Origin of the sequence: Leclercia sp. M50 (assembly GCF_037150775.1) — a bacterium.
In the GTDB taxonomy this organism is placed as follows: domain Bacteria; phylum Pseudomonadota; class Gammaproteobacteria; order Enterobacterales; family Enterobacteriaceae; genus Enterobacter.
This window is the reverse complement of sequence record NZ_JBBCPK010000012.1, coordinates 1-17,247: the sequence shown is the minus strand read 5'-3', so window position 1 is coordinate 17,247 and position 17,247 is coordinate 1. Positions and strand designations below refer to the sequence as shown.

The following is a 17,247-nucleotide window of genomic DNA, read 5'->3' as shown; positions in this document are numbered from 1 at the left end:
AGTTTACCCTGGAGTCGCCTCTTTTTGACAAGCCAGCCGGATCCCGTTTTAATCGTGGGCAGTAACATTCAGAGACTTTATTGATGAAGATGTGGTTTCACCTTATTTGGCTGGGTTTAACACTGTTGGGTGCAAGCGCACCTCTGCATGCTGCTGAGACTTCCGTATCGGCTACCGCACCCTATGTGATGCCGGGCGCGCCGACCTTTGATCAGTCTATCAGCCTGTTCCGTGAAGCCTTCAATCAGGATAATCCAAAGCTGCCGCTCAATGAGTTCCGCTCCATTGATGGCACCCGCGACACCCCGAACCTGACCCGGGCTGCCAGCAAAATTAATGAGAATTTGTACGCCTCGACGGCGCTTGAGCGTGGAACCCTCAAAATCAAGAGTATGCAGATTACCTGGCTGCCGATTCAGGGGCCGGAGCAGAAAGCCGCCAAAGCTAAAGCGCTGGAGTATATGAGCGCCATTTTACGCGCCTTTACCCCTGCCCTGACCAAAGCGCAAAGCCAGCAAAAGCTGCAAAAGCTCCTCACAGCCGGTAAAAACAAGCGCTATTACGCCGAAACGGAAGGCGCGGTTCGCTATGTCGTGGCAGATAACGGCGAAAAGGGGCTGACCTTCGCTGTTGAACCGATTAAGCTGGCGCTATCTGAGGCGCTCGGCGGGTCGAATTAATGACAAAAAGCAAAGCCTTTCGAGGGAAAATCTCTATACTGATTCACAGACCATGCTGCCCTGTCGGGCGGCCATATTCCTTAATTCGCTCTTGAGCGTGGAGAATTGAAATGCGACATCCTTTAGTGATGGGTAACTGGAAACTGAACGGCAGCCGCCACATGGTAAACGAGCTGGTAGCTAACCTGCGTAAAGAGCTGGCTGGTGTGACTGGCTGTGCTGTTGCTATCGCTCCGCCGGATATGTACCTGGATATGGCTAAGAAAGCTGCTGACGGCAGCCACATCGTTCTGGGTGCCCAGAACGTTGACGTTAACCTGTCTGGCGCGTTCACCGGTGAAACCTCCGCTGAAATGCTGAAAGATATCGGCGCAAAATACATCATCATCGGCCACTCTGAGCGTCGTACCTACCACAAAGAGTCCGACGAGTTCATCGCGAAGAAATTCGCTGTGCTGAAAGAGCAGGGTCTCATCCCGGTTCTGTGCATCGGTGAAACCGAAGCAGAAAACGAAGCGGGCAAAACCGAAGAAGTCTGTGCACGTCAGATCGACGCAGTCCTGACCACTCAGGGCGCAAGCGCGTTCGAAGGTGCGGTCATTGCTTACGAGCCAGTATGGGCGATCGGTACCGGCAAATCTGCCACCCCAGCACAGGCTCAGGCCGTTCACAAATTCATCCGTGACCACATTGCGAAAGCAGACGCGAAAGTTGCTGAGCAAGTGATCATCCAGTACGGCGGTTCCGTAAACGCATCTAACGCAGCAGAGCTGTTCACCCAGCCGGACATCGACGGCGCGCTGGTTGGCGGCGCATCCCTGAAAGCAGACGCTTTCGCGGTGATCGTTAAAGCAGCAGAAGCAGCGAAACAGGCGTAAGAGCATCTGCGGCGGGTGGCGCTTCGCTGACCCGCCCTGGGATACTCCAGGCCCGGTAAGCGCCAGCGCTACCGGGCTTTTTTACAGCCGTCCCAGCAGGCTAAACCACAGATAATCCAGCGGCAATAGCACCAGATAGGTTGCCACCGCCAGCGCCAGACAGAGCAGCATCCCCGCCCGCGCAGGCACTCTTCCCAGCCCCATCGCCACCACAATCGGCGACGCCTGATACGGCAGCAGCGGCGTGGAATACCCCAGCACCTGAATCATAATCACCGACAGCAGCGGAAAGCCGGTGGCGTCCGAGAAGCTTTGCGCCAGGGTGGTATACAGCGCCGGTACGCCGTTGGCGGTCATAATGAAATTCAGGGCGGTGGTGATGCCGGTCAGGGCCAGGAAACTGGTGAACGGCGCATCGGCATCCAGGGGCATTACCCGCATCAGCGCCTCGCCCACGGCACTGCCAATACCGGTTTGCGTCACGGTGATCGCCAGCCCGAGAATACCCGCCACATAAATACAGGTGCGCATATTCACCCCCGCCGAGAATTCATCCCCGGTGATAAAGCCAACCCGCGGCAGCATCACCACAATCGACGCCGCAAGCCCGGTCCATGCCGGTCCAATGCCGTGCCAGCTTTCGGTTACCCACATCACCAGCACCACCGCCAGCAGCCAGGCGAGGCGCTTTTCGTCGCGGCCCATCGGCTCTGGCGGGGCCAAATCCTTCACCGGTTTTGGCGCGCCGGGGAACAGCCAGCAGATCAGGCCGATCAGGACCAGACCCTTGAGAATACCCAGCACCGGAGTATGCAGCAGCAGGTACGGAACATAGTTAAGATGGATGCCGTAAGAACCTTCCGCCGCCCCGCTCATCACCAGGTTAGGAACGTTGGCCGGAAGGATGGTGGCCGAAAGCTGGAAGGTGCCAAACCCCACCGCCAGCGCCAGGCCGAACCACGCCCGGGAGCCGTCCGCAATGCCCGCCCGCTTCGCCATCGCCGCCACGATGGGCATCAGCAACGCAATACGCCCCATATTGGAGGGCATCACAAACGCCAGCGCATAGGTGAGCAGCACTACGCTTGCCACCATCAGCGGCCAGGAGTCGGTCAGCCTGGCCGACAGCGCCCGCGCCGCCCTGTCCGCCAGCCCGGTTTTGCGGATCGCCACCCCCAGCACAAATCCGCTGAACACCAGCCAGAACGCTGACGAGGCAAAACCGCCAAAAATCACCTCCGGCGGGGCGATACGCGCGATCATCGCCGCGGTAAAGAACAGCAGCGCGGTGAGGAATTCCGGCAACAGCGAGGTGGCCCACAGGATGATGGTGACGACGATAATCAGCGAGGGCAGAAACAGCGGGTGAGTGAACCAGAGCGACATGCCTGTCTCCTGTAGAATTTTTCAGCAAGTCTACGGCGACAGGCAGGGCGAGTAAACGCTATTTATGGTGGGGTTCATTCAGGATAGTGCATTGATGATCCTGCAATTCCTCAGCAGAAGCGCGGTTAAGCGCCAGCAAATTGCGCGCCGTTGCCAGTAATACAAACGATCCGTCCGCCTGCTGCGCCATCGCCAGCGCAAAACGCCCCATATGGTCGCGCGCTTCCGGCAGCTCTTCTGCCAGCATCATAAACGGGCTGCGTTTCACCAGCTCCGCTTCCGTCACCCGACGCGCCAGGTATTCATGCCCCTCCAGCCCACCGGGGAACGGCAGCCACTGGGTGCTGATTTGCCCCTGACTCACATTGAGCTTCTCGCGCACGTCCGGGCGCAGGCAGGAGATATGGATATGAAAATGGTTTTGCGTGCGGCCGGTCGGGGAGTTGATGGTCAGTGAAACTGCACTGTCGGGCACGTTGCTCCCCCGCTTCATGCTCATAAAGTGGCGCGACTGCCACGCCAGCCAGAAGAAATTGGGCGTATGAGCCTCGGTCAGGAGCGGGCTTTCGGTACCGTTGATGCGGTACGTGGGCATCAGCAAATATTGCAGCGGCCCGTTGCGATCTTTAAACACCACATATCCCGCATCCGTTTTTACCAGCGCACAGGGCGCCGGGTTACGGTTCTGCATCTGACCAGGCACACACTGGTCGAGAACGATATGCCGCAGCGCGTTTGGGTTACCCGCTTTCAGCCAGAACCCGCCGCCTGCCGCGAGCGCAATCACAACCAGTACCAGCACGATTATTTTTTTCACAGCGCATTCCCTGTATCCACCTGACGCCAAAGAGTAACGCATAAAAGTGACCAAATAAAAAACCCGGTGGATTTCTCACACCGGGTCCCGTGTCGTTCTTCAAAAAAATGCTTAACGCTTGCTGATCTGATCGAAGGTACCGCCATTCGAGAAGTGATCTTTCTGCGCTTTCGTCCAGCCGCCGAAGACCTCATCGATAGTGAAGAGCTTCAGTTTCGGGAATGTGTTCTCATATTTTTTCGCCACCGCCTCATCACGTGGCCGGTAGAAATTCTTCGCGGCGATCTCCTGGCCTTCCGGGGAGTAAAGGTATTTCAGGTAGGCTTCCGCCACGGCCTGGGTGCCTTTCTTATCCGCCACTTTATCGACCACAGAGACGGTTGGCTCAGCCAGAATAGATTCGCTTGGGGTGACAATTTCAAATTTATCTTTACCCAACTCGTTCGCCGCCAGCAGCGCTTCGTTTTCCCAGGCAATCAGCACGTCGCCAATGCCGCGTTCAACGAAGGTGTTGGTTGCGCCGCGTGCGCCGGAATCCAGCACTTCGACGTTTTTAAACAGCGCTTTCACGAAATCCTGCGCTTTAGCCTGATCGCCATTGTTCTGGTGCAGGGCGTAACCCCAAGCTGCCAGGTAGTTCCAGCGTGCGCCGCCAGAGCTTTTTGGGTTTGGAGTGATGACCGATACGCCCGGCTTAACCAGATCGTTCCAGTCATGAATCTGTTTCGGGTTGCCTTTGCGAACCAGGAAAACGATGGTGGAGGTATACGGCGCGGAGTTATCCGGCAGGCGTTTGATCCAGTTTTTATCGATACGGCCGCGTTCCGCGATAGCGTCCACGTCATACGCCAGCGCCAGGGTCACGACGTCGGCTTCAATGCCGTTAATCACCGAGGTCGCCTGCTTGCCGGAGCCACCGTGGGACTGGCGGATCACGACGTTATCGCCGGTTTCCTGTTTCCAGTGTGCGGCGAACGCTTTGTTGTACTGCTCGTACAGTTCACGCGTCGGATCGTAAGACACGTTCAGTAGCTGAATATCCTTTGCCAGAACGCTGGTCGATGCCAGCAATAACGTTAAACCCACGCCCCATTTATTCATCGCCCAACTCTCTTAATGTTGTGTTTGATGAGTGCAGGGTGCCAGAAAGCGAACCAATGATTAAAGAATAAAAAAAGATTGGCTATAACACAGGGGAATAAAAAGAGGGTATGAGCGCACAAAAAAGCCGGGTGGCAGCTACGCCTTACCCGGCCTACGAACCATGCTTTTGTAGGCCCGGTCAGCGCAGCGCCACCGGGCAACAGCCGCCGATCAGTACAGCTTTTTCGCGCACTCCAGCCAGTCACCTTTGAATGGACGCTTCATATTTTCAATAGCGTCGATGATGTCATGGTGAACCAGTTTTTCGTTCTGAATACCGACGCAACGACCGCCAAAGCCCTGCTGCAGCAGTTCAATCGCGTAAGCGCCCATACGGGATGCCAGGATACGGTCGTAAGGACCCGGAGAGCCGCCACGCTGGATGTGACCGAGAACGGTCGCGCGGGTTTCGCGTTTGGTTTCGGCTTCAATGTACTTCGCCAGCTCGTCAACGTCACAGATGTGCTCGGTGATGGCTACGATGGCGTGTTTTTTACCTTTAGCGATACCGGCTTTGATCTCGTTAACCAGATCTTCACGGCTGAATTCCACTTCCGGCACCACGATAAACTCACAGCCGCCGGCAATCGCCGCCGCCAGGGTCAGGTCGCCACAGTAGCGGCCCATCACTTCGACGATGGAGATACGCTGGTGAGAAGAAGAGGTGTCGCGCAGACGGTCAATCGCCTCTACCACGGTGCCCAGCGCAGTGAAGTAACCGATGGTGTAGTCGGTACCTTTGATGTCGTTGTCGATGGTGCCTGGCAGACCGATGCATGGGAAGCCCATTTCAGTCAGGCGTTTTGCCCCCATGTAGGAACCGTCACCGCCGATAACAACCAGCGCGTCCAGGCCGCGTTTTTTCATGTTCTCGATAGCCACTTCACGGATGCGCTCATCGCGGAATTCCGGGAAACGCGCGGAGCCCAGGAAGGTACCGCCACGGTTAATCATGTCGGACACGCTGTAGCGGTCGAGCTGCACCATGCGATCTTCATACAGGCCCAGATAACCGTCATAGATACCAAAAACTTCCAGACCTTCCGTCAACGCTGCGCGCACTACACCACGAATTGCTGCGTTCATGCCGGGCGCATCACCGCCGCTTGTCAACACACCGATTTTCTTAATCATGACTACCTCTGAACTTAGGAATGCAAAAATGAAATCTGTTGCCGGAAGACGTCCTATCGACCAACGAATAGTGCAAATAGTATATCAATCACTTCCCGCTGAATTGATTCAGGTCAGACCAAATGGCGGTTATTTTTCCACAAAATGCTGCCCCGGTTCACTTTTTTACAACGAATTACGAAAGCTCAAAATGTCCATTACCTGGCTTAGGTACGACTGAGCAGGGATCCTGGTGAATAATGACATCTGACCCCGGGAAACGCTGCAAAATCGCCTGCTCAACCTGTTCCGCCACCAGATGGGCCTGAACGAGCGGCAGGTTATCTTCCATTTCTAAATGAATCTGAATAAAGCGGGTCGGCCCTGACTGCCGCGTGCGAAGATCGTGAGCGCCGCTGACACCGGGCCAGGAGGTCACAATTTCAAAGATTTCATGCCGTTCTGCGTCTGGCAGTGCGCGGTCGAGCAGGGATTGCACTGCATCGTACCCCATACGCAACGCACTGTATAAAATATAGAATCCAATCCCTAACGCAAATAACGCATCGGCCCGGTGCCAGCCATACCAGGCCAGACCGAGCGCAATAAGAATCGCACCGTTCATCATAACATCAGACTGATAATGAAGCATATCCGCCCGTACCGCCTGGCTCTGCGTTTTACGCACCACCCAGCGCTGGAACGTTACCAGAATTAATGTGCTTATAAGTGCAATAACGGTAACGACCACGCCGACGCCGGGATCTTTCATTGGCGACGGGGTATACAGGTGCTGAATGCCAGTCAAAAAGAGGAACAGCGCCGAACCGGAAATAAACATGCTTTGCGCCAGCGCCGCCAGCGACTCCGCTTTGCCATGACCAAAGGTATGCTCTTCGTCCGCCGGCTGTAACGAGTAACGCACCACCCACAGGTTCGTCACCGAGGCGGCAATATCCACAAGGGAGTCCACCAGCGCCGCCAGAATACTGACCGAACTGGTATACCACCACGCGAAGATTTTAATGACTAACAGGCACGACGCCATGACCGTCGCGGCGATTGCCGCCCGGCTCACCAGCCGTCCATAGGATTGATTCATAAACACTCCTGTCACGCTATGCCGCTAGTATAACGGATGCGGAGGAGTCAATAAGATGAATAAACGGTTAACGCATTTTAATGATGGGCAAAAAAAACCCCCACATCATGTGGGGGAAGACAGGGATGGTGTCTATGGCAAGGAAAACAGGGTTTACTGGTTACTACGGGTGTTGCTACTAAAAAGCGTCGATTCAGCGTTCTTCTGCATCCGGGCAACCTCGCGCAACTGGTCCATACGTTGCTGGTGTTTCTGGTTCAAAACCGCTTGCTGCTCTGGCGTTAGCAGGTGAAACATCTGGTTGCGGACCCGGGCCATTTCGACCTGGCGGGCAACCTGTTCCTGCGCCATTTTGTTTGCCTGAGCGCGCACAGCGTTTTCGTCAAAATTTTCTGCGGTGACAAGGCGGTGCATTGTCTCCATTTCGCTAACATTAACAGGGGGCTGGTCATGACGAGCCCGCTGCATCAGATCTCGCATCTGTTGACGCTGATGTTCGGTTAAACTTATGCCGTCAAACATGTGGCCCTGGCCGTTTTGCTGCGCGATGCCCTCTGCTGAGGAACGGTTATCGCCGGTGATAGCTCCAGCAGCCTGGCTAAATGCACTAAACGCCAGCGTTGAGGCCATGACGGCAGCGGTAACTATGCGCATCACTTACTCCCAAAATCTTTCGTGTCGCGATTCAACGAGAGACAGTCTACGATTCAGGCTGCAAACATGCGTCAGGGGGTGTAAAACAACGTAAAGTCATGGATTAGATAGCCTTGATGACGTAATTTCTGCCTCGGAGGTATTTAAACAATGAATAAAATCCTGTTAGTTGATGATGACCGAGAGCTGACATCCCTTTTAAAGGAGTTGCTCGACATGGAAGGCTTTGACGTGTCGGTTGCCCATGATGGGGAGCAGGCGCTGAGCCTACTCGACGATAGCATCGACTTGCTTTTGCTCGACGTCATGATGCCGAAGAAAAACGGTATCGACACCCTTAAAGAGCTGCGCCAGACACACCAGACCCCCGTTATTATGCTGACCGCGCGCGGCAGCGAACTTGACCGCGTACTCGGCCTTGAGCTGGGCGCTGATGACTATCTGCCAAAACCGTTTAACGACCGTGAACTGGTGGCGCGTATTCGGGCGATCCTGCGCCGTTCCCACTGGAGCGAGCAGCAGCAAAACACCGACAACGGTTCACCGACGCTGGAAGTGGACTCCCTGAGCCTCAATCCAGGCCGCCAGGAAGCGAGCTTTGACGGCCAGGCGCTGGAGCTGACCGGCACCGAATTCACCCTGCTTTATCTGCTGGCGCAGCATCTGGGCCAGGTGGTGTCGCGTGAACATCTGAGCCAGGAAGTGTTGGGTAAACGCCTGACGCCGTTCGACCGCGCCATCGATATGCACATCTCGAACCTGCGCCGTAAGCTGCCGGAGCGCAAAGATGGTCACCCGTGGTTTAAAACCCTGCGTGGACGCGGCTATCTGATGGTTTCCGCTTCATGATAGGTAGCTTAACCGCCCGCATCTTCGCCATCTTCTGGCTGACGCTGGCACTGGTTTTAATGCTGGTTTTGATGTTGCCAAAACTCGACTCACGCCAGATGACGGAGCTCCTCGACAGCGAGCAACGTCAGGGTGTGATGATCGAGCAACACGTAGAAGCAGAGCTGGCCACCGATCCGCCCAATGATTTGATGTGGTGGCGCAGGCTGTTTCGCGCTATCGAAAAATGGGCGCCTCCCGGACAACGCCTGCTGCTGGTGACCAGCGAAGGTCGCGTGATTGGTGCGGACCGCAATGAAATGCAGATCATCCGTAACTTCATTGGCCAGGCGGATAACGCCGATCACCCGCAAAAGAAAAAATATGGTCGGGTGGAGATGGTGGGGCCGTTCTCCGTCAATGACGGGGAGGATAATTACCAGCTCTACCTGATCCGCCCGGCGAGCAGCTCCCAGTCCGACTTTATCAACCTGCTGTTTGACCGCCCGCTGCTGCTGCTGATTGTCACCATGCTGGTGAGTTCACCGCTGTTGTTGTGGCTCGCATGGAGCCTGGCGAAGCCGGCGCGCAAACTGAAAAACGCCGCGGATGAAGTGGCGCAGGGCAACCTGCGACAGCACCCGGAACTGGAAGCCGGGCCGCAGGAGTTCCTGGCGGCAGGGGCCAGCTTCAACCAGATGGTGACGGCGCTGGAGCGGATGATGACGACCCAGCAGCGTCTGCTCTCTGATATCTCGCACGAGCTGCGTACCCCGCTGACGCGCCTGCAACTTGGCACCGCCCTGCTGCGCCGCCGCAGTGGTGAGAGCAAGGAGCTGGAGCGTATCGAAACGGAAGCCCACCGTCTGGACAGCATGATCAACGACCTGCTGGTGATGTCACGCAATCAGCAGAAAAACGCGCTGGTCAGCGAAACGATGAAGGCTAACCACCTCTGGGGCGAAGTGCTGGATAACGCCGCCTTCGAAGCGGAGCAGATGGGTAAATCGTTCACCGTTAATTTCCCGCCGGGCCCGTGGCCGCTGTACGGTAACCCGAATGCGCTGGAAAGCGCTCTGGAGAATATCGTCCGTAACGCCCTGCGCTACTCGCATACCAAAATCGAGGTGGCGTTCTCGGTGGATAAAGACGGCATCACTATTAACGTGGATGACGATGGTCCTGGCGTCAGCCCGGAAGATCGCGAGCAGATTTTCCGTCCGTTCTACCGTACTGACGAAGCCCGCGACCGTGAATCTGGCGGCACCGGACTGGGTCTGGCGATTGTCGAAACCGCCATTCAGCAACATCGCGGCTGGGTGAAAGCGGACGACAGCCCGCTGGGTGGGTTGCGTTTAACCCTCTGGCTGCCGTTGTATAAACGTTCGTAGTTATTATGCCGGGTGACGGCTTCGCCTTACCCGGCCTGGTTTCCCCACAATCTGCGGGAATTATTCTCGATCTTCCCGCTTAAACGCCGTTTCTGCATGGTTCTGGTCCAGCTTGTTGACAGGCCCGCCGCCGCCAGCAGACGCTGATACTGTTCGTCGTCAAACGGCATATGCCAGGCGATAGCGCAGGCGTCATGTACCGATACGTCGCTCAGGCGTGACACCAGTTCCAGGGGCGCATCCGCCGATACCTGCCCTGCCAGCACCACCCGATAGAGCCAGCCGGTTTTCGCCGCGTTCTGCATCTGCGTAGCCATATCGCTGATGCCGAAATGGAAGTTGAGTTTGAAGCACGGCGAGCGCGGCTGGGTCACCTGGATCAGGGCATCCCCCCAGCGAAAGATGTCGCCGATAAAGACGTTCTCCTCCGTCAGCCCCTCGGTTGAGAGGTTTTCGCCAAACGCCGGGGCGACAAACAGATCGGCCTGAGCGGGAAATTCCCTTGACCAGTGCTGATAGTGCTCCCGCGGATAGTGGCACAGCGCGCGGTCGGGCCCGCCGTGGATCTTCTTTTCCGCCTGCTCGTCACCTGCCAGTCCAAGGTCGGTTAAGGTCAGCTCACCGTCGACCTGCACTTTAGCAATTGCGCTCGGGCGGCTGCCGTCGTAGTCCCTTACCTTGCCTGTAAACACGTTCACCGGGTAATGCATCTCTACTCCTTCAGATACAAAAAAAGCGAGTCATCAGACTCGCTTCTCACAGAAGGCTTTGCAACCTTATTTTTTAGCAGCGAAACGTGCCGCAGCTTCGTCCCAGTTGACGACGTCCCAGAAGGCTTTGATGTAGTCCGGGCGACGGTTCTGGAATTTCAGGTAGTAAGCGTGTTCCCACACGTCCAGACCCAGGATTGGGAAACCGGATGCGCCAGAGATCGCTTCACCCATCAGCGGGGAGTCCTGGTTAGCCGTAGAGACTACCGCCAGTTTGTCGCCTTTCAGAACCAGCCACGCCCAGCCGGAGCCGAAACGGGTAGCAGCCGCTTTTTCAAACTCAGCTTTGAAGTTCTCAACGGAGCCGAAGTCGCGCTCGATAGCGGATTTCAGGTCGCCCTGCAGAGTAGTACCGGTTTTCAGGCCTTTCCAGAACAGGCTGTGGTTAGCATGGCCGCCCGCGTTGTTGCGCAGGACGGTTTTCTTGTCGGCTGGCAGTTGATCCAGTTTGGTGATCAGCTCTTCAACCGGCAGGCTCGCGAATTCTGGCAGGCTTTCCAGCGCCGCGTTGGCGTTGTTAACGTAAGTCTGGTGGTGTTTGGTGTGATGGATTTCCATCGTCTGCTTGTCGAAATGCGGCTCCAGGGCGTCGTAAGCGTACGGCAGGGATGGCAGGGTATAGCTCATAATCATCTCCATTATTGTCGGGCGGCAAACGTGTTAATGCCGCGTAAGCAGTTGGTTCATTATAGTTAATTAAATGATATTGAAAATGTTTATCAATGCCGTAGTTTTAATAAGGTTATAACTTTTCGTTATGTCACTGATCTGGCGGGGGCTGCGGAGAAGTCAGGGGTAGAGCCGGGATTCTATTACGCGGCGTTATGGCTGCGGTGGCGCCACTGAACCGGGGTCATCCCCACTTCGCGGTTAAACACCACCGAGAAGTAGTTGCTGTCCTCAAAGCCGCACTGCATCGCCACTTCGCTGACCATCAGCTCGGTATGCTGCAGCAGATACTGGGCGTGGCAGATCCGCAGCTGACGCAGATAGTGGTTCACCGTCATGCCGGTCTGGGTTCGGAACTGCTGGCGCAGGGCTCGCTCGCTGCACTGCTCCTGCTCGCAAAACTTCTCCAGCACAAAGCTGCGGTTCAGGCTGCCAGACAGCGCGGTGATGAGCTTATCCAGCAGCGCTTCCGGCTCGCTGGCGGTCGGGTTGTCCGGGGCGTAGCGGTAGCGTTTGAGCATGATCACCAGCTGGGCAAACAGCAGCTCCGCCAGGTCATAGCCGTGGGGCTCGTCCTTCAGGCTCTCCTGTTCAAGCTGGGCAATGATCTGGCGCACCTGAGCCATACCGTTGCTGCCAAGCCGCCAGTGCGGTGCCCCGCGGGCGTTCATAAAGCCGGGGATGTTGGCTCCCCAGTCCACGTTGAGCTTCAGCCGGTCGGGACAGTAGATGATGTTCTGCAGCACCAGATCGTTCACCGAGGCGTAGGAGTGTTTGTCTTCCGCGCGGATGTAAAACAGGTCACCGCGGGTAATACGGTAGGGGCGATCGTTGAGGATATGCAGGCCGTTGCCGCGCCACACCAGTACCAGCTCGCAGAAGTCGTGGGTATGTTCGGCAAAGACATTCTGCGGATAGCGATCCGCCACCGCGACGGCCTGAGCAGCGGATGCAAAAAAATCGGCTCTGCGAAGAATCAACTGTCCTGCCACGTCACAACCTCACCGGGGAATAACCTGACATTATTACCCGCTTTACGGCAATAAAACGGTGATTTTCCTCGCGTTACTGAAGTGAAGCATCCCGGCCCTGACGAATATCGCGCGGCGACCAGCTAAATTCCCGGCGAAACAGGGTCGAAAAGTGGTTACTGTCGCCGAAACCGCAGCGATAGGCGATATCCGTGACGCTATCATCGGTATGGCGCAGCAGATGCCGCGCTTTAATCAGCCGCAGCCGGTTCAGGTAGCGCTGCGGCGTCTGCCCGGTGTGCTGTTTGAGCTGGCGATGCAGGGTGCGCAGCGAGAGAGAGAAGTTATCCGCCAGTGTCTCCCAGCAGACATCCTCCGCGTAGTGATCTTCCAGCCAGGCCATCAGCTGGTTGAGGCGGGCGTCGTTATCCGCCGCCCCTTCGACCAGGCTGCCGCGGCGCAGCAGCACCAGCAGCTGCATAAAGAGGATTTCACGGCTGGCAAGGGCGTGGGTCTCCTGCCCCTCTTCAGCCTGCTCCATCTGGCTCACCAGCTGGCGCACCTGTTGCAACGTGGCCTGGTTCACCCGCCAGTGCGACGGATAGTGCCCGTCCTGCTCCTGAGGGAGGAGCTGATTCAGTCCCGACAAAAACTGGAACGCCTCCGGGGAGCGATAGAGCACGTTGGTCAGGCACAGGTTATCGGTATGTTCATACATGTGCCGGTCATGATCGCGCACGAAGCAGACCGTTCCGCCGCTGATGGTGTACGGCTGGCCGTTGAAGACATGGATACCCGTACCGTGCTCCACGATCACAATCTCATGAAAATCATGATGATGTTCCGGAAAGGCAGCCTGGGGCAGCCGCGGCTCAATCGCCACAGGCGAGTGGCCTGAAGGAAAAAAATCCACGCTGTGCAGTACGGTCATAACGGGTCACCAGATGATAAGAGTTCTCAAAATAGTAATTTAGGGTTCCCCGCCTCACCTTAAATTTTCGACAGCAAATGGCGCAAACCCTGTCGCTTTTTCAAGAAGCGGCGGGAAAGATCTGGAAATGCGGTCACCGTCACATCGCCTGCAAGTGCCGTTAAAAACGGAAAATGTGAACTCTCTCACGTTCATCTTTGCTTTCTTGCCAGCGCCTGAAATGCGCTGTCAGTAGCAAGAAGGTCGCCTTCCCTTCCCTTTTTTACACTGTCCGGCAATGACTTCAGGAAGGACCGGACCATGACTTTTCGCCATTGTGTGGCTGTCGATTTAGGCGCATCCAGCGGCCGGGTAATGCTGGCAAGCTACCACCGCGAGGCGCGCACGCTTCAGCTTCGCGAAATCCACCGTTTCGTTAACTGTCTGCAAAAGCGGGACGGCTTTGACTGCTGGGATATCGACACCCTGGAAGCGGAGATCCGCACCGGGCTGAATAAGGTTTGTGAAGAAGGCATTCGCATCGACAGCATCGGGATTGATACCTGGGGCGTGGATTATGTGCTGCTGGACAGCAACGGCCAGCGTGTGGGCCTGCCGGTCTCCTACCGCGACAGCCGCACCGACGGGGTAATGGCGCACGCGCTGGCGCAGCTGGGCAAAGCGGAGATCTATGGCCGCAGCGGCATCCAGTTCCTGCCGTTTAATACCCTCTATCAGCTGCGTGCCCTGGTTGAACAGCAGCCGGAGCTGGTGGCGAAGGTCGCCCACGCCCTGCTGATCCCGGACTACTTCAGCTACCGCCTTACCGGCCAGATGAACTGGGAATATACCAACGCCACCACCACCCAGCTGGTGAACATCAATTCCGATACCTGGGACGAGAACCTGCTCAACTGGACCGGCGCGCCGCGCGACTGGTTTGGCACGCCGACCCATCCGGGCAATGTAATCGGTCACTGGATTTGCCCCCAGGAGAATGCCATCCCGGTGGTGGCCGTTGCCAGCCATGACACCGCCAGCGCGGTGATCGCCGCCCCGCTGGCCTCAAAGGATGCAGCGTATCTCTCCTCCGGCACCTGGTCGCTGATGGGCTTTGAGAGCCAAACCCCCTACACCAGCGATAGCGCGCTGGCAGCCAACATCACCAACGAGGGCGGCGCAGAGGGCCGCTACCGGGTGCTGAAAAACATTATGGGGCTGTGGCTGCTGCAGCGGGTGCTGAAGGAAAAAGGTATCAGCGACCTGGCTGCCCTGATCGCTGAGACGGAAAGCCTGCCGTCGTGCCGCTTCCTGATCAACCCCAATGACGACCGCTTTATCAATCCGGCCAATATGAGCGCCGAGATCCAGGCCGCCTGCCGCGAAAGCGCGCAGCCGGTGCCGGAGAGCGCCGCCGAGCTGGCGCGCTGCATCTTCGACAGCCTCGCCCTGCTCTATGCCGAGGTGCTGCACGAGCTGGCCACCCTGCGCGGGATGCCGTTCAGCCAGCTGCACATCGTGGGCGGCGGCTGCCAGAACCAGCTGCTCAACCAGCTGTGCGCCAACGCCTGCGGCATCACGGTGTTAGCCGGGCCGGTCGAGGCCTCCACCCTCGGCAATATTGGCATTCAGCTGATGACCCTCGACGAACTGAACAACGTCGACCAGTTCCGCCAGGTGGTGACCGGCAACTATGGCCTGACCACCTTTACCCCTCATCCCGATCATGAGATTGCCCGCTACCGGGCGCAGTTTCAGCAACAACGACCGACAAAGGAGCTTTGCGCATGACCACTCAACTTGAACAAGCCTGGGAACTGGCTAAACAGCGTTTCGCCGCCGTGGGCGTGGATGTCGAGGAGGCTCTGCGTCAGCTCGACCGTCTGCCGGTCTCTATGCACTGCTGGCAGGGTGATGACGTCGCCGGTTTTGAGAACCCGGGCGGGGCGCTGACCGGCGGTATTCAGGCCACCGGTAACTATCCGGGCAAGGCGCGTAACGCCGCCGAACTGCGGGCGGATCTGGAGCTGGCCCTGAGCCTGATCCCGGGCCCTAAGCGCCTTAACCTGCACGCCATCTATCTGGAATCCGACGAGCCCGTCGAGCGTAACGCCATCAAACCAGAACATTTTAAAAACTGGGTCGAGTGGGCGAAAGCTAACAAGCTGGGGCTGGATTTTAACCCCTCCTGCTTTTCGCATCCGCTGAGCGCCGACGGCTTTACCCTCGCCCACGCCGACGACGAGATCCGCCAGTTCTGGATCGACCACGTGAAGGCCAGCCGCCGCGTGTCGGCGTACTTTGGCGAGCAGCTTGGCACCCCATCGGTGATGAATATCTGGATCCCGGACGGGATGAAAGACATCACCGTTGACCGCCTCGCCCCACGTCAGCGCCTGCTGGCGGCGCTGGATGAAGCCATCAGTGAAAAGCTCGACCCGGCGCACCACATCGATGCCGTGGAGAGCAAGCTGTTCGGCATTGGCGCCGAGAGCTACACCGTGGGCTCCAACGAGTTCTACATGGGGTACGCCACCAGCCGCCAGACCGCGCTGTGTCTGGACGCGGGTCACTTCCATCCGACTGAAGTCATCTCCGACAAGATCTCCGCCGCGATGCTCTATGTGCCGCACCTGCTGCTGCACGTCAGCCGTCCGGTGCGCTGGGACAGCGACCACGTGGTGCTGCTGGATGACGAAACCCAGGCCATCGCCAGCGAAATTATCCGCCATGACCTGTTTGACCGGGTACACATCGGCCTCGACTTCTTTGATGCCTCCATCAACCGCATCGCGGCGTGGGTGATCGGCACCCGCAACATGAAGAAAGCCCTGCTGCGCGCTCTGCTGGAGCCCACCGCCGAGCTGCGCGCGCTGGAAGCCGCGGGGGATTACACCGCGCGTCTGGCCCTGCTGGAAGAGCAAAAATCACTGCCGTGGCAGGCGGTATGGGAGATGTACTGCCAGCGCAACGACGCCCCGGCGGGCAGCCAGTGGCTGGATAACGTCCGGGCGTATGAGCAGGACGTATTAGCCAGTCGCACGTAAATAACATTGCCGGGTGGCGCTTCGCTTACCCGGCCTACGTTTAGCTGTAGGCCCGGCAAGCGAAGCGCCGCCGGGCGTTTTCAAAGGAATCAAAAAATGCAGACCATCACCCAATCCTGGTTCGTCCAGGGCATGATCAAAGCCACCTCCGACGCCTGGCTGAAAGGCTGGGACGAGCGCAACGGCGGCAACCTGACGCTGCGCCTGGATGACGCGGATATCGCCCCGTTTGAAGCGGATTTCCACGCCAAACCGCGCTATATCGCCCTGAGCCAGCCGATGCCGCTGCTCGCCAACACGCCGTTTATCGTCACCGGTTCCGGCAAATTCTTCCGCAACGTACAGCTCGATCCCACCGCCAATTTAGGGGTGGTAAAAGTGGACAGCGACGGCGCGGGCTACCACATTCTTTGGGGGCTGACTGACGAAGCGGTGCCAACATCTGAACTGCCGGCCCACTTCCTCTCCCACTGCGAGCGCATCAAAGCCACGGGGGGAAAAGACCGCGTGATCATGCACTGCCACGCCACCAACCTGATCGCCCTGACCTTTGTGCTGGAGAACAACTCAGACGTCATCACCCGCCAGCTGTGGGAAGGCAGCACCGAGTGTCTGGTGGTGTTCCCGGATGGCGTGGGCATTCTGCCGTGGATGGTACCGGGTACCGACGAAATCGGCAGCGCCACGGCGGTGGAGATGCAAAAACATTCGCTGGTGCTGTGGCCATTCCACGGCGTGTTCGGCAGCGGCCCGACGCTGGACGAAACCTTTGGCCTGATCGATACCGCCGAGAAATCGGCGGAAGTGCTGGTAAAAGTTTATTCAATGGGTGGCATGAAGCAGACCATCACCCGGGAAGAACTGATTGCGCTGGGTAAACGCTTTGGC

General features: G+C 57.5%; 17 protein-coding genes. 7 read left to right on the top strand and 10 right to left on the bottom strand.

All coding sequences use genetic code 11. The annotated features are described in order from the left end of the window. The first annotated feature begins 83 nt into the window (after positions 1–83). Both WFM46_RS04750 and tpiA read left to right on the top strand, forming a co-directional pair. Entirely contained in the window at positions 84–680 is a 597-nt protein-coding gene (locus tag WFM46_RS04750) for a DUF1454 family protein (protein WP_103177515.1), read from the top strand. Between the two features lie 110 nt (positions 681–790). Beyond that, the gene (tpiA, locus tag WFM46_RS04745) at positions 791–1,558 is read left to right on the top strand and encodes a triose-phosphate isomerase (protein ID WP_103177516.1); all 768 of its coding nucleotides are present in this window, start codon (positions 791–793) and stop codon (positions 1,556–1,558) included. 81 nt (positions 1,559–1,639) lie between these two features. Here the strand turns inward: tpiA and WFM46_RS04740 are convergent, their stop codons facing one another. From WFM46_RS04740 to cpxP, 6 genes are all read right to left on the bottom strand, one after another. Beyond that, a complete protein-coding gene (locus tag WFM46_RS04740) occupies positions 1,640–2,944 on the bottom strand; it encodes an SLC13 family permease (protein ID WP_336997157.1) in 1,305 nt (434 codons plus the stop codon). A 58-nt stretch (positions 2,945–3,002) separates the two neighbouring features. After that, the gene (locus tag WFM46_RS04735; protein ID WP_103177518.1) at positions 3,003–3,761 is read right to left on the bottom strand and encodes a CDP-diacylglycerol diphosphatase; all 759 of its coding nucleotides are present in this window, start codon (positions 3,759–3,761) and stop codon (positions 3,003–3,005) included. Positions 3,762–3,872: 111 nt separating this feature from the next. Continuing rightward, positions 3,873–4,862, bottom strand: a complete 990-nt coding sequence (locus WFM46_RS04730) for a sulfate ABC transporter substrate-binding protein (RefSeq protein ID WP_103177519.1) — start codon at positions 4,860–4,862, stop codon at positions 3,873–3,875. A gap of 213 nt (positions 4,863–5,075) precedes the next feature. Continuing rightward, positions 5,076–6,038 carry a 6-phosphofructokinase gene (gene pfkA / locus WFM46_RS04725; RefSeq protein WP_103177520.1) on the bottom strand — a complete coding sequence of 321 codons (963 nt, stop codon included), beginning with the start codon at positions 6,036–6,038 and terminating at the stop codon, positions 5,076–5,078. Between the two features lie 175 nt (positions 6,039–6,213). Then, positions 6,214–7,119, bottom strand: a complete 906-nt coding sequence (gene fieF, locus WFM46_RS04720) for a CDF family cation-efflux transporter FieF (protein WP_336997156.1) — start codon at positions 7,117–7,119, stop codon at positions 6,214–6,216. Between the two features lie 153 nt (positions 7,120–7,272). Next, entirely contained in the window at positions 7,273–7,773 is a 501-nt protein-coding gene (gene cpxP / locus WFM46_RS04715; RefSeq protein WP_103177522.1) for a cell-envelope stress modulator CpxP, read from the bottom strand. Between the two features lie 150 nt (positions 7,774–7,923). Here cpxP and cpxR point away from each other — a divergent pair, with 150 nt between their 5' ends. Together cpxR and cpxA are read left to right on the top strand one after the other, a co-directional pair. Then, positions 7,924–8,622 carry an envelope stress response regulator transcription factor CpxR gene (gene cpxR / locus WFM46_RS04710; RefSeq protein ID WP_039032144.1) on the top strand — a complete coding sequence of 233 codons (699 nt, stop codon included), beginning with the start codon at positions 7,924–7,926 and terminating at the stop codon, positions 8,620–8,622. Further along, positions 8,619–9,992, top strand: a complete 1,374-nt coding sequence (cpxA, locus tag WFM46_RS04705; RefSeq protein WP_103177523.1) for an envelope stress sensor histidine kinase CpxA — start codon at positions 8,619–8,621, stop codon at positions 9,990–9,992. The genes cpxR and cpxA overlap by 4 nt, the downstream gene beginning before the upstream one ends. A 26-nt stretch (positions 9,993–10,018) precedes the next feature. Here cpxA and yiiM read toward each other — a convergent pair whose 3' ends face one another. The 4 genes from yiiM to rhaS form a co-directional block, all read right to left on the bottom strand. Beyond that, positions 10,019–10,702, bottom strand: a complete 684-nt coding sequence (gene yiiM / locus WFM46_RS04700; protein ID WP_336997155.1) for a 6-hydroxyaminopurine reductase — start codon at positions 10,700–10,702, stop codon at positions 10,019–10,021. 66 nt (positions 10,703–10,768) lie between these two features. Next, on the bottom strand, positions 10,769–11,389 hold the full coding sequence (sodA, locus tag WFM46_RS04695; protein ID WP_103177525.1) for a superoxide dismutase [Mn]: 621 nt from the start codon (positions 11,387–11,389) through the stop codon (positions 10,769–10,771). A gap of 185 nt (positions 11,390–11,574) precedes the next feature. After that, positions 11,575–12,423: an HTH-type transcriptional activator RhaR gene (gene rhaR, locus WFM46_RS04690; RefSeq protein WP_327061136.1), complete on the bottom strand. Its 849-nt coding sequence runs from the start codon at positions 12,421–12,423 to the stop codon at positions 11,575–11,577. Positions 12,424–12,496: 73 nt separating this feature from the next. Continuing rightward, complete coding sequence (gene rhaS, locus WFM46_RS04685; protein ID WP_156240078.1) at positions 12,497–13,333, bottom strand: HTH-type transcriptional activator RhaS; 837 nt, start codon at positions 13,331–13,333, stop codon at positions 12,497–12,499. Positions 13,334–13,633: 300 nt separating this feature from the next. On the opposite strand from rhaS, the gene rhaB reads away from it, so the two are divergent. The 3 genes from rhaB to rhaD all read left to right on the top strand — a co-directional run. Further along, on the top strand, positions 13,634–15,103 hold the full coding sequence (rhaB, locus tag WFM46_RS04680) for a rhamnulokinase (protein ID WP_336997154.1): 1,470 nt from the start codon (positions 13,634–13,636) through the stop codon (positions 15,101–15,103). Then, positions 15,100–16,359, top strand: coding sequence for an L-rhamnose isomerase (gene rhaA / locus WFM46_RS04675; RefSeq protein WP_103177529.1), 1,260 nt, complete (start codon positions 15,100–15,102; stop codon positions 16,357–16,359). The genes rhaB and rhaA overlap by 4 nt, the downstream gene beginning before the upstream one ends. A 96-nt stretch (positions 16,360–16,455) precedes the next feature. Further along, on the top strand, positions 16,456–17,247 hold a 792-nt coding region (rhaD, locus tag WFM46_RS04670), incomplete at its 3' end, for a rhamnulose-1-phosphate aldolase (protein ID WP_336997153.1).

Bases quoted from the DNA above. Each gene is read 5' to 3' on its own strand.
- fieF (WP_336997156.1), bottom strand. From the start codon at position 7,119: ATGAATCAATCCTATGGACGGCTGGTGAGCCGGGCGGCAATCGCCGCG.
- sodA (WP_103177525.1), bottom strand. From the start codon at position 11,389: ATGAGCTATACCCTGCCATCCCTGCCGTACGCTTACGACGCCCTGGAG.
- cpxR (WP_039032144.1), top strand. From the start codon at position 7,924: ATGAATAAAATCCTGTTAGTTGATGATGACCGAGAGCTGACATCCCTT.
- tpiA (WP_103177516.1), top strand. From the start codon at position 791: ATGCGACATCCTTTAGTGATGGGTAACTGGAAACTGAACGGCAGCCGC.
- WFM46_RS04730 (WP_103177519.1), bottom strand. From the start codon at position 4,862: ATGAATAAATGGGGCGTGGGTTTAACGTTATTGCTGGCATCGACCAGC.
- rhaS (WP_156240078.1), bottom strand. From the start codon at position 13,333: ATGACCGTACTGCACAGCGTGGATTTTTTTCCTTCAGGCCACTCGCCT.
- pfkA (WP_103177520.1), bottom strand. From the start codon at position 6,038: ATGATTAAGAAAATCGGTGTGTTGACAAGCGGCGGTGATGCGCCCGGC.
- rhaB (WP_336997154.1), top strand. From the start codon at position 13,634: ATGACTTTTCGCCATTGTGTGGCTGTCGATTTAGGCGCATCCAGCGGC.
- cpxP (WP_103177522.1), bottom strand. From the start codon at position 7,773: ATGCGCATAGTTACCGCTGCCGTCATGGCCTCAACGCTGGCGTTTAGT.
- WFM46_RS04750 (WP_103177515.1), top strand. From the start codon at position 84: ATGAAGATGTGGTTTCACCTTATTTGGCTGGGTTTAACACTGTTGGGT.
- yiiM (WP_336997155.1), bottom strand. From the start codon at position 10,702: ATGCATTACCCGGTGAACGTGTTTACAGGCAAGGTAAGGGACTACGAC.
- WFM46_RS04740 (WP_336997157.1), bottom strand. From the start codon at position 2,944: ATGTCGCTCTGGTTCACTCACCCGCTGTTTCTGCCCTCGCTGATTATC.
- cpxA (WP_103177523.1), top strand. From the start codon at position 8,619: ATGATAGGTAGCTTAACCGCCCGCATCTTCGCCATCTTCTGGCTGACG.
- rhaA (WP_103177529.1), top strand. From the start codon at position 15,100: ATGACCACTCAACTTGAACAAGCCTGGGAACTGGCTAAACAGCGTTTC.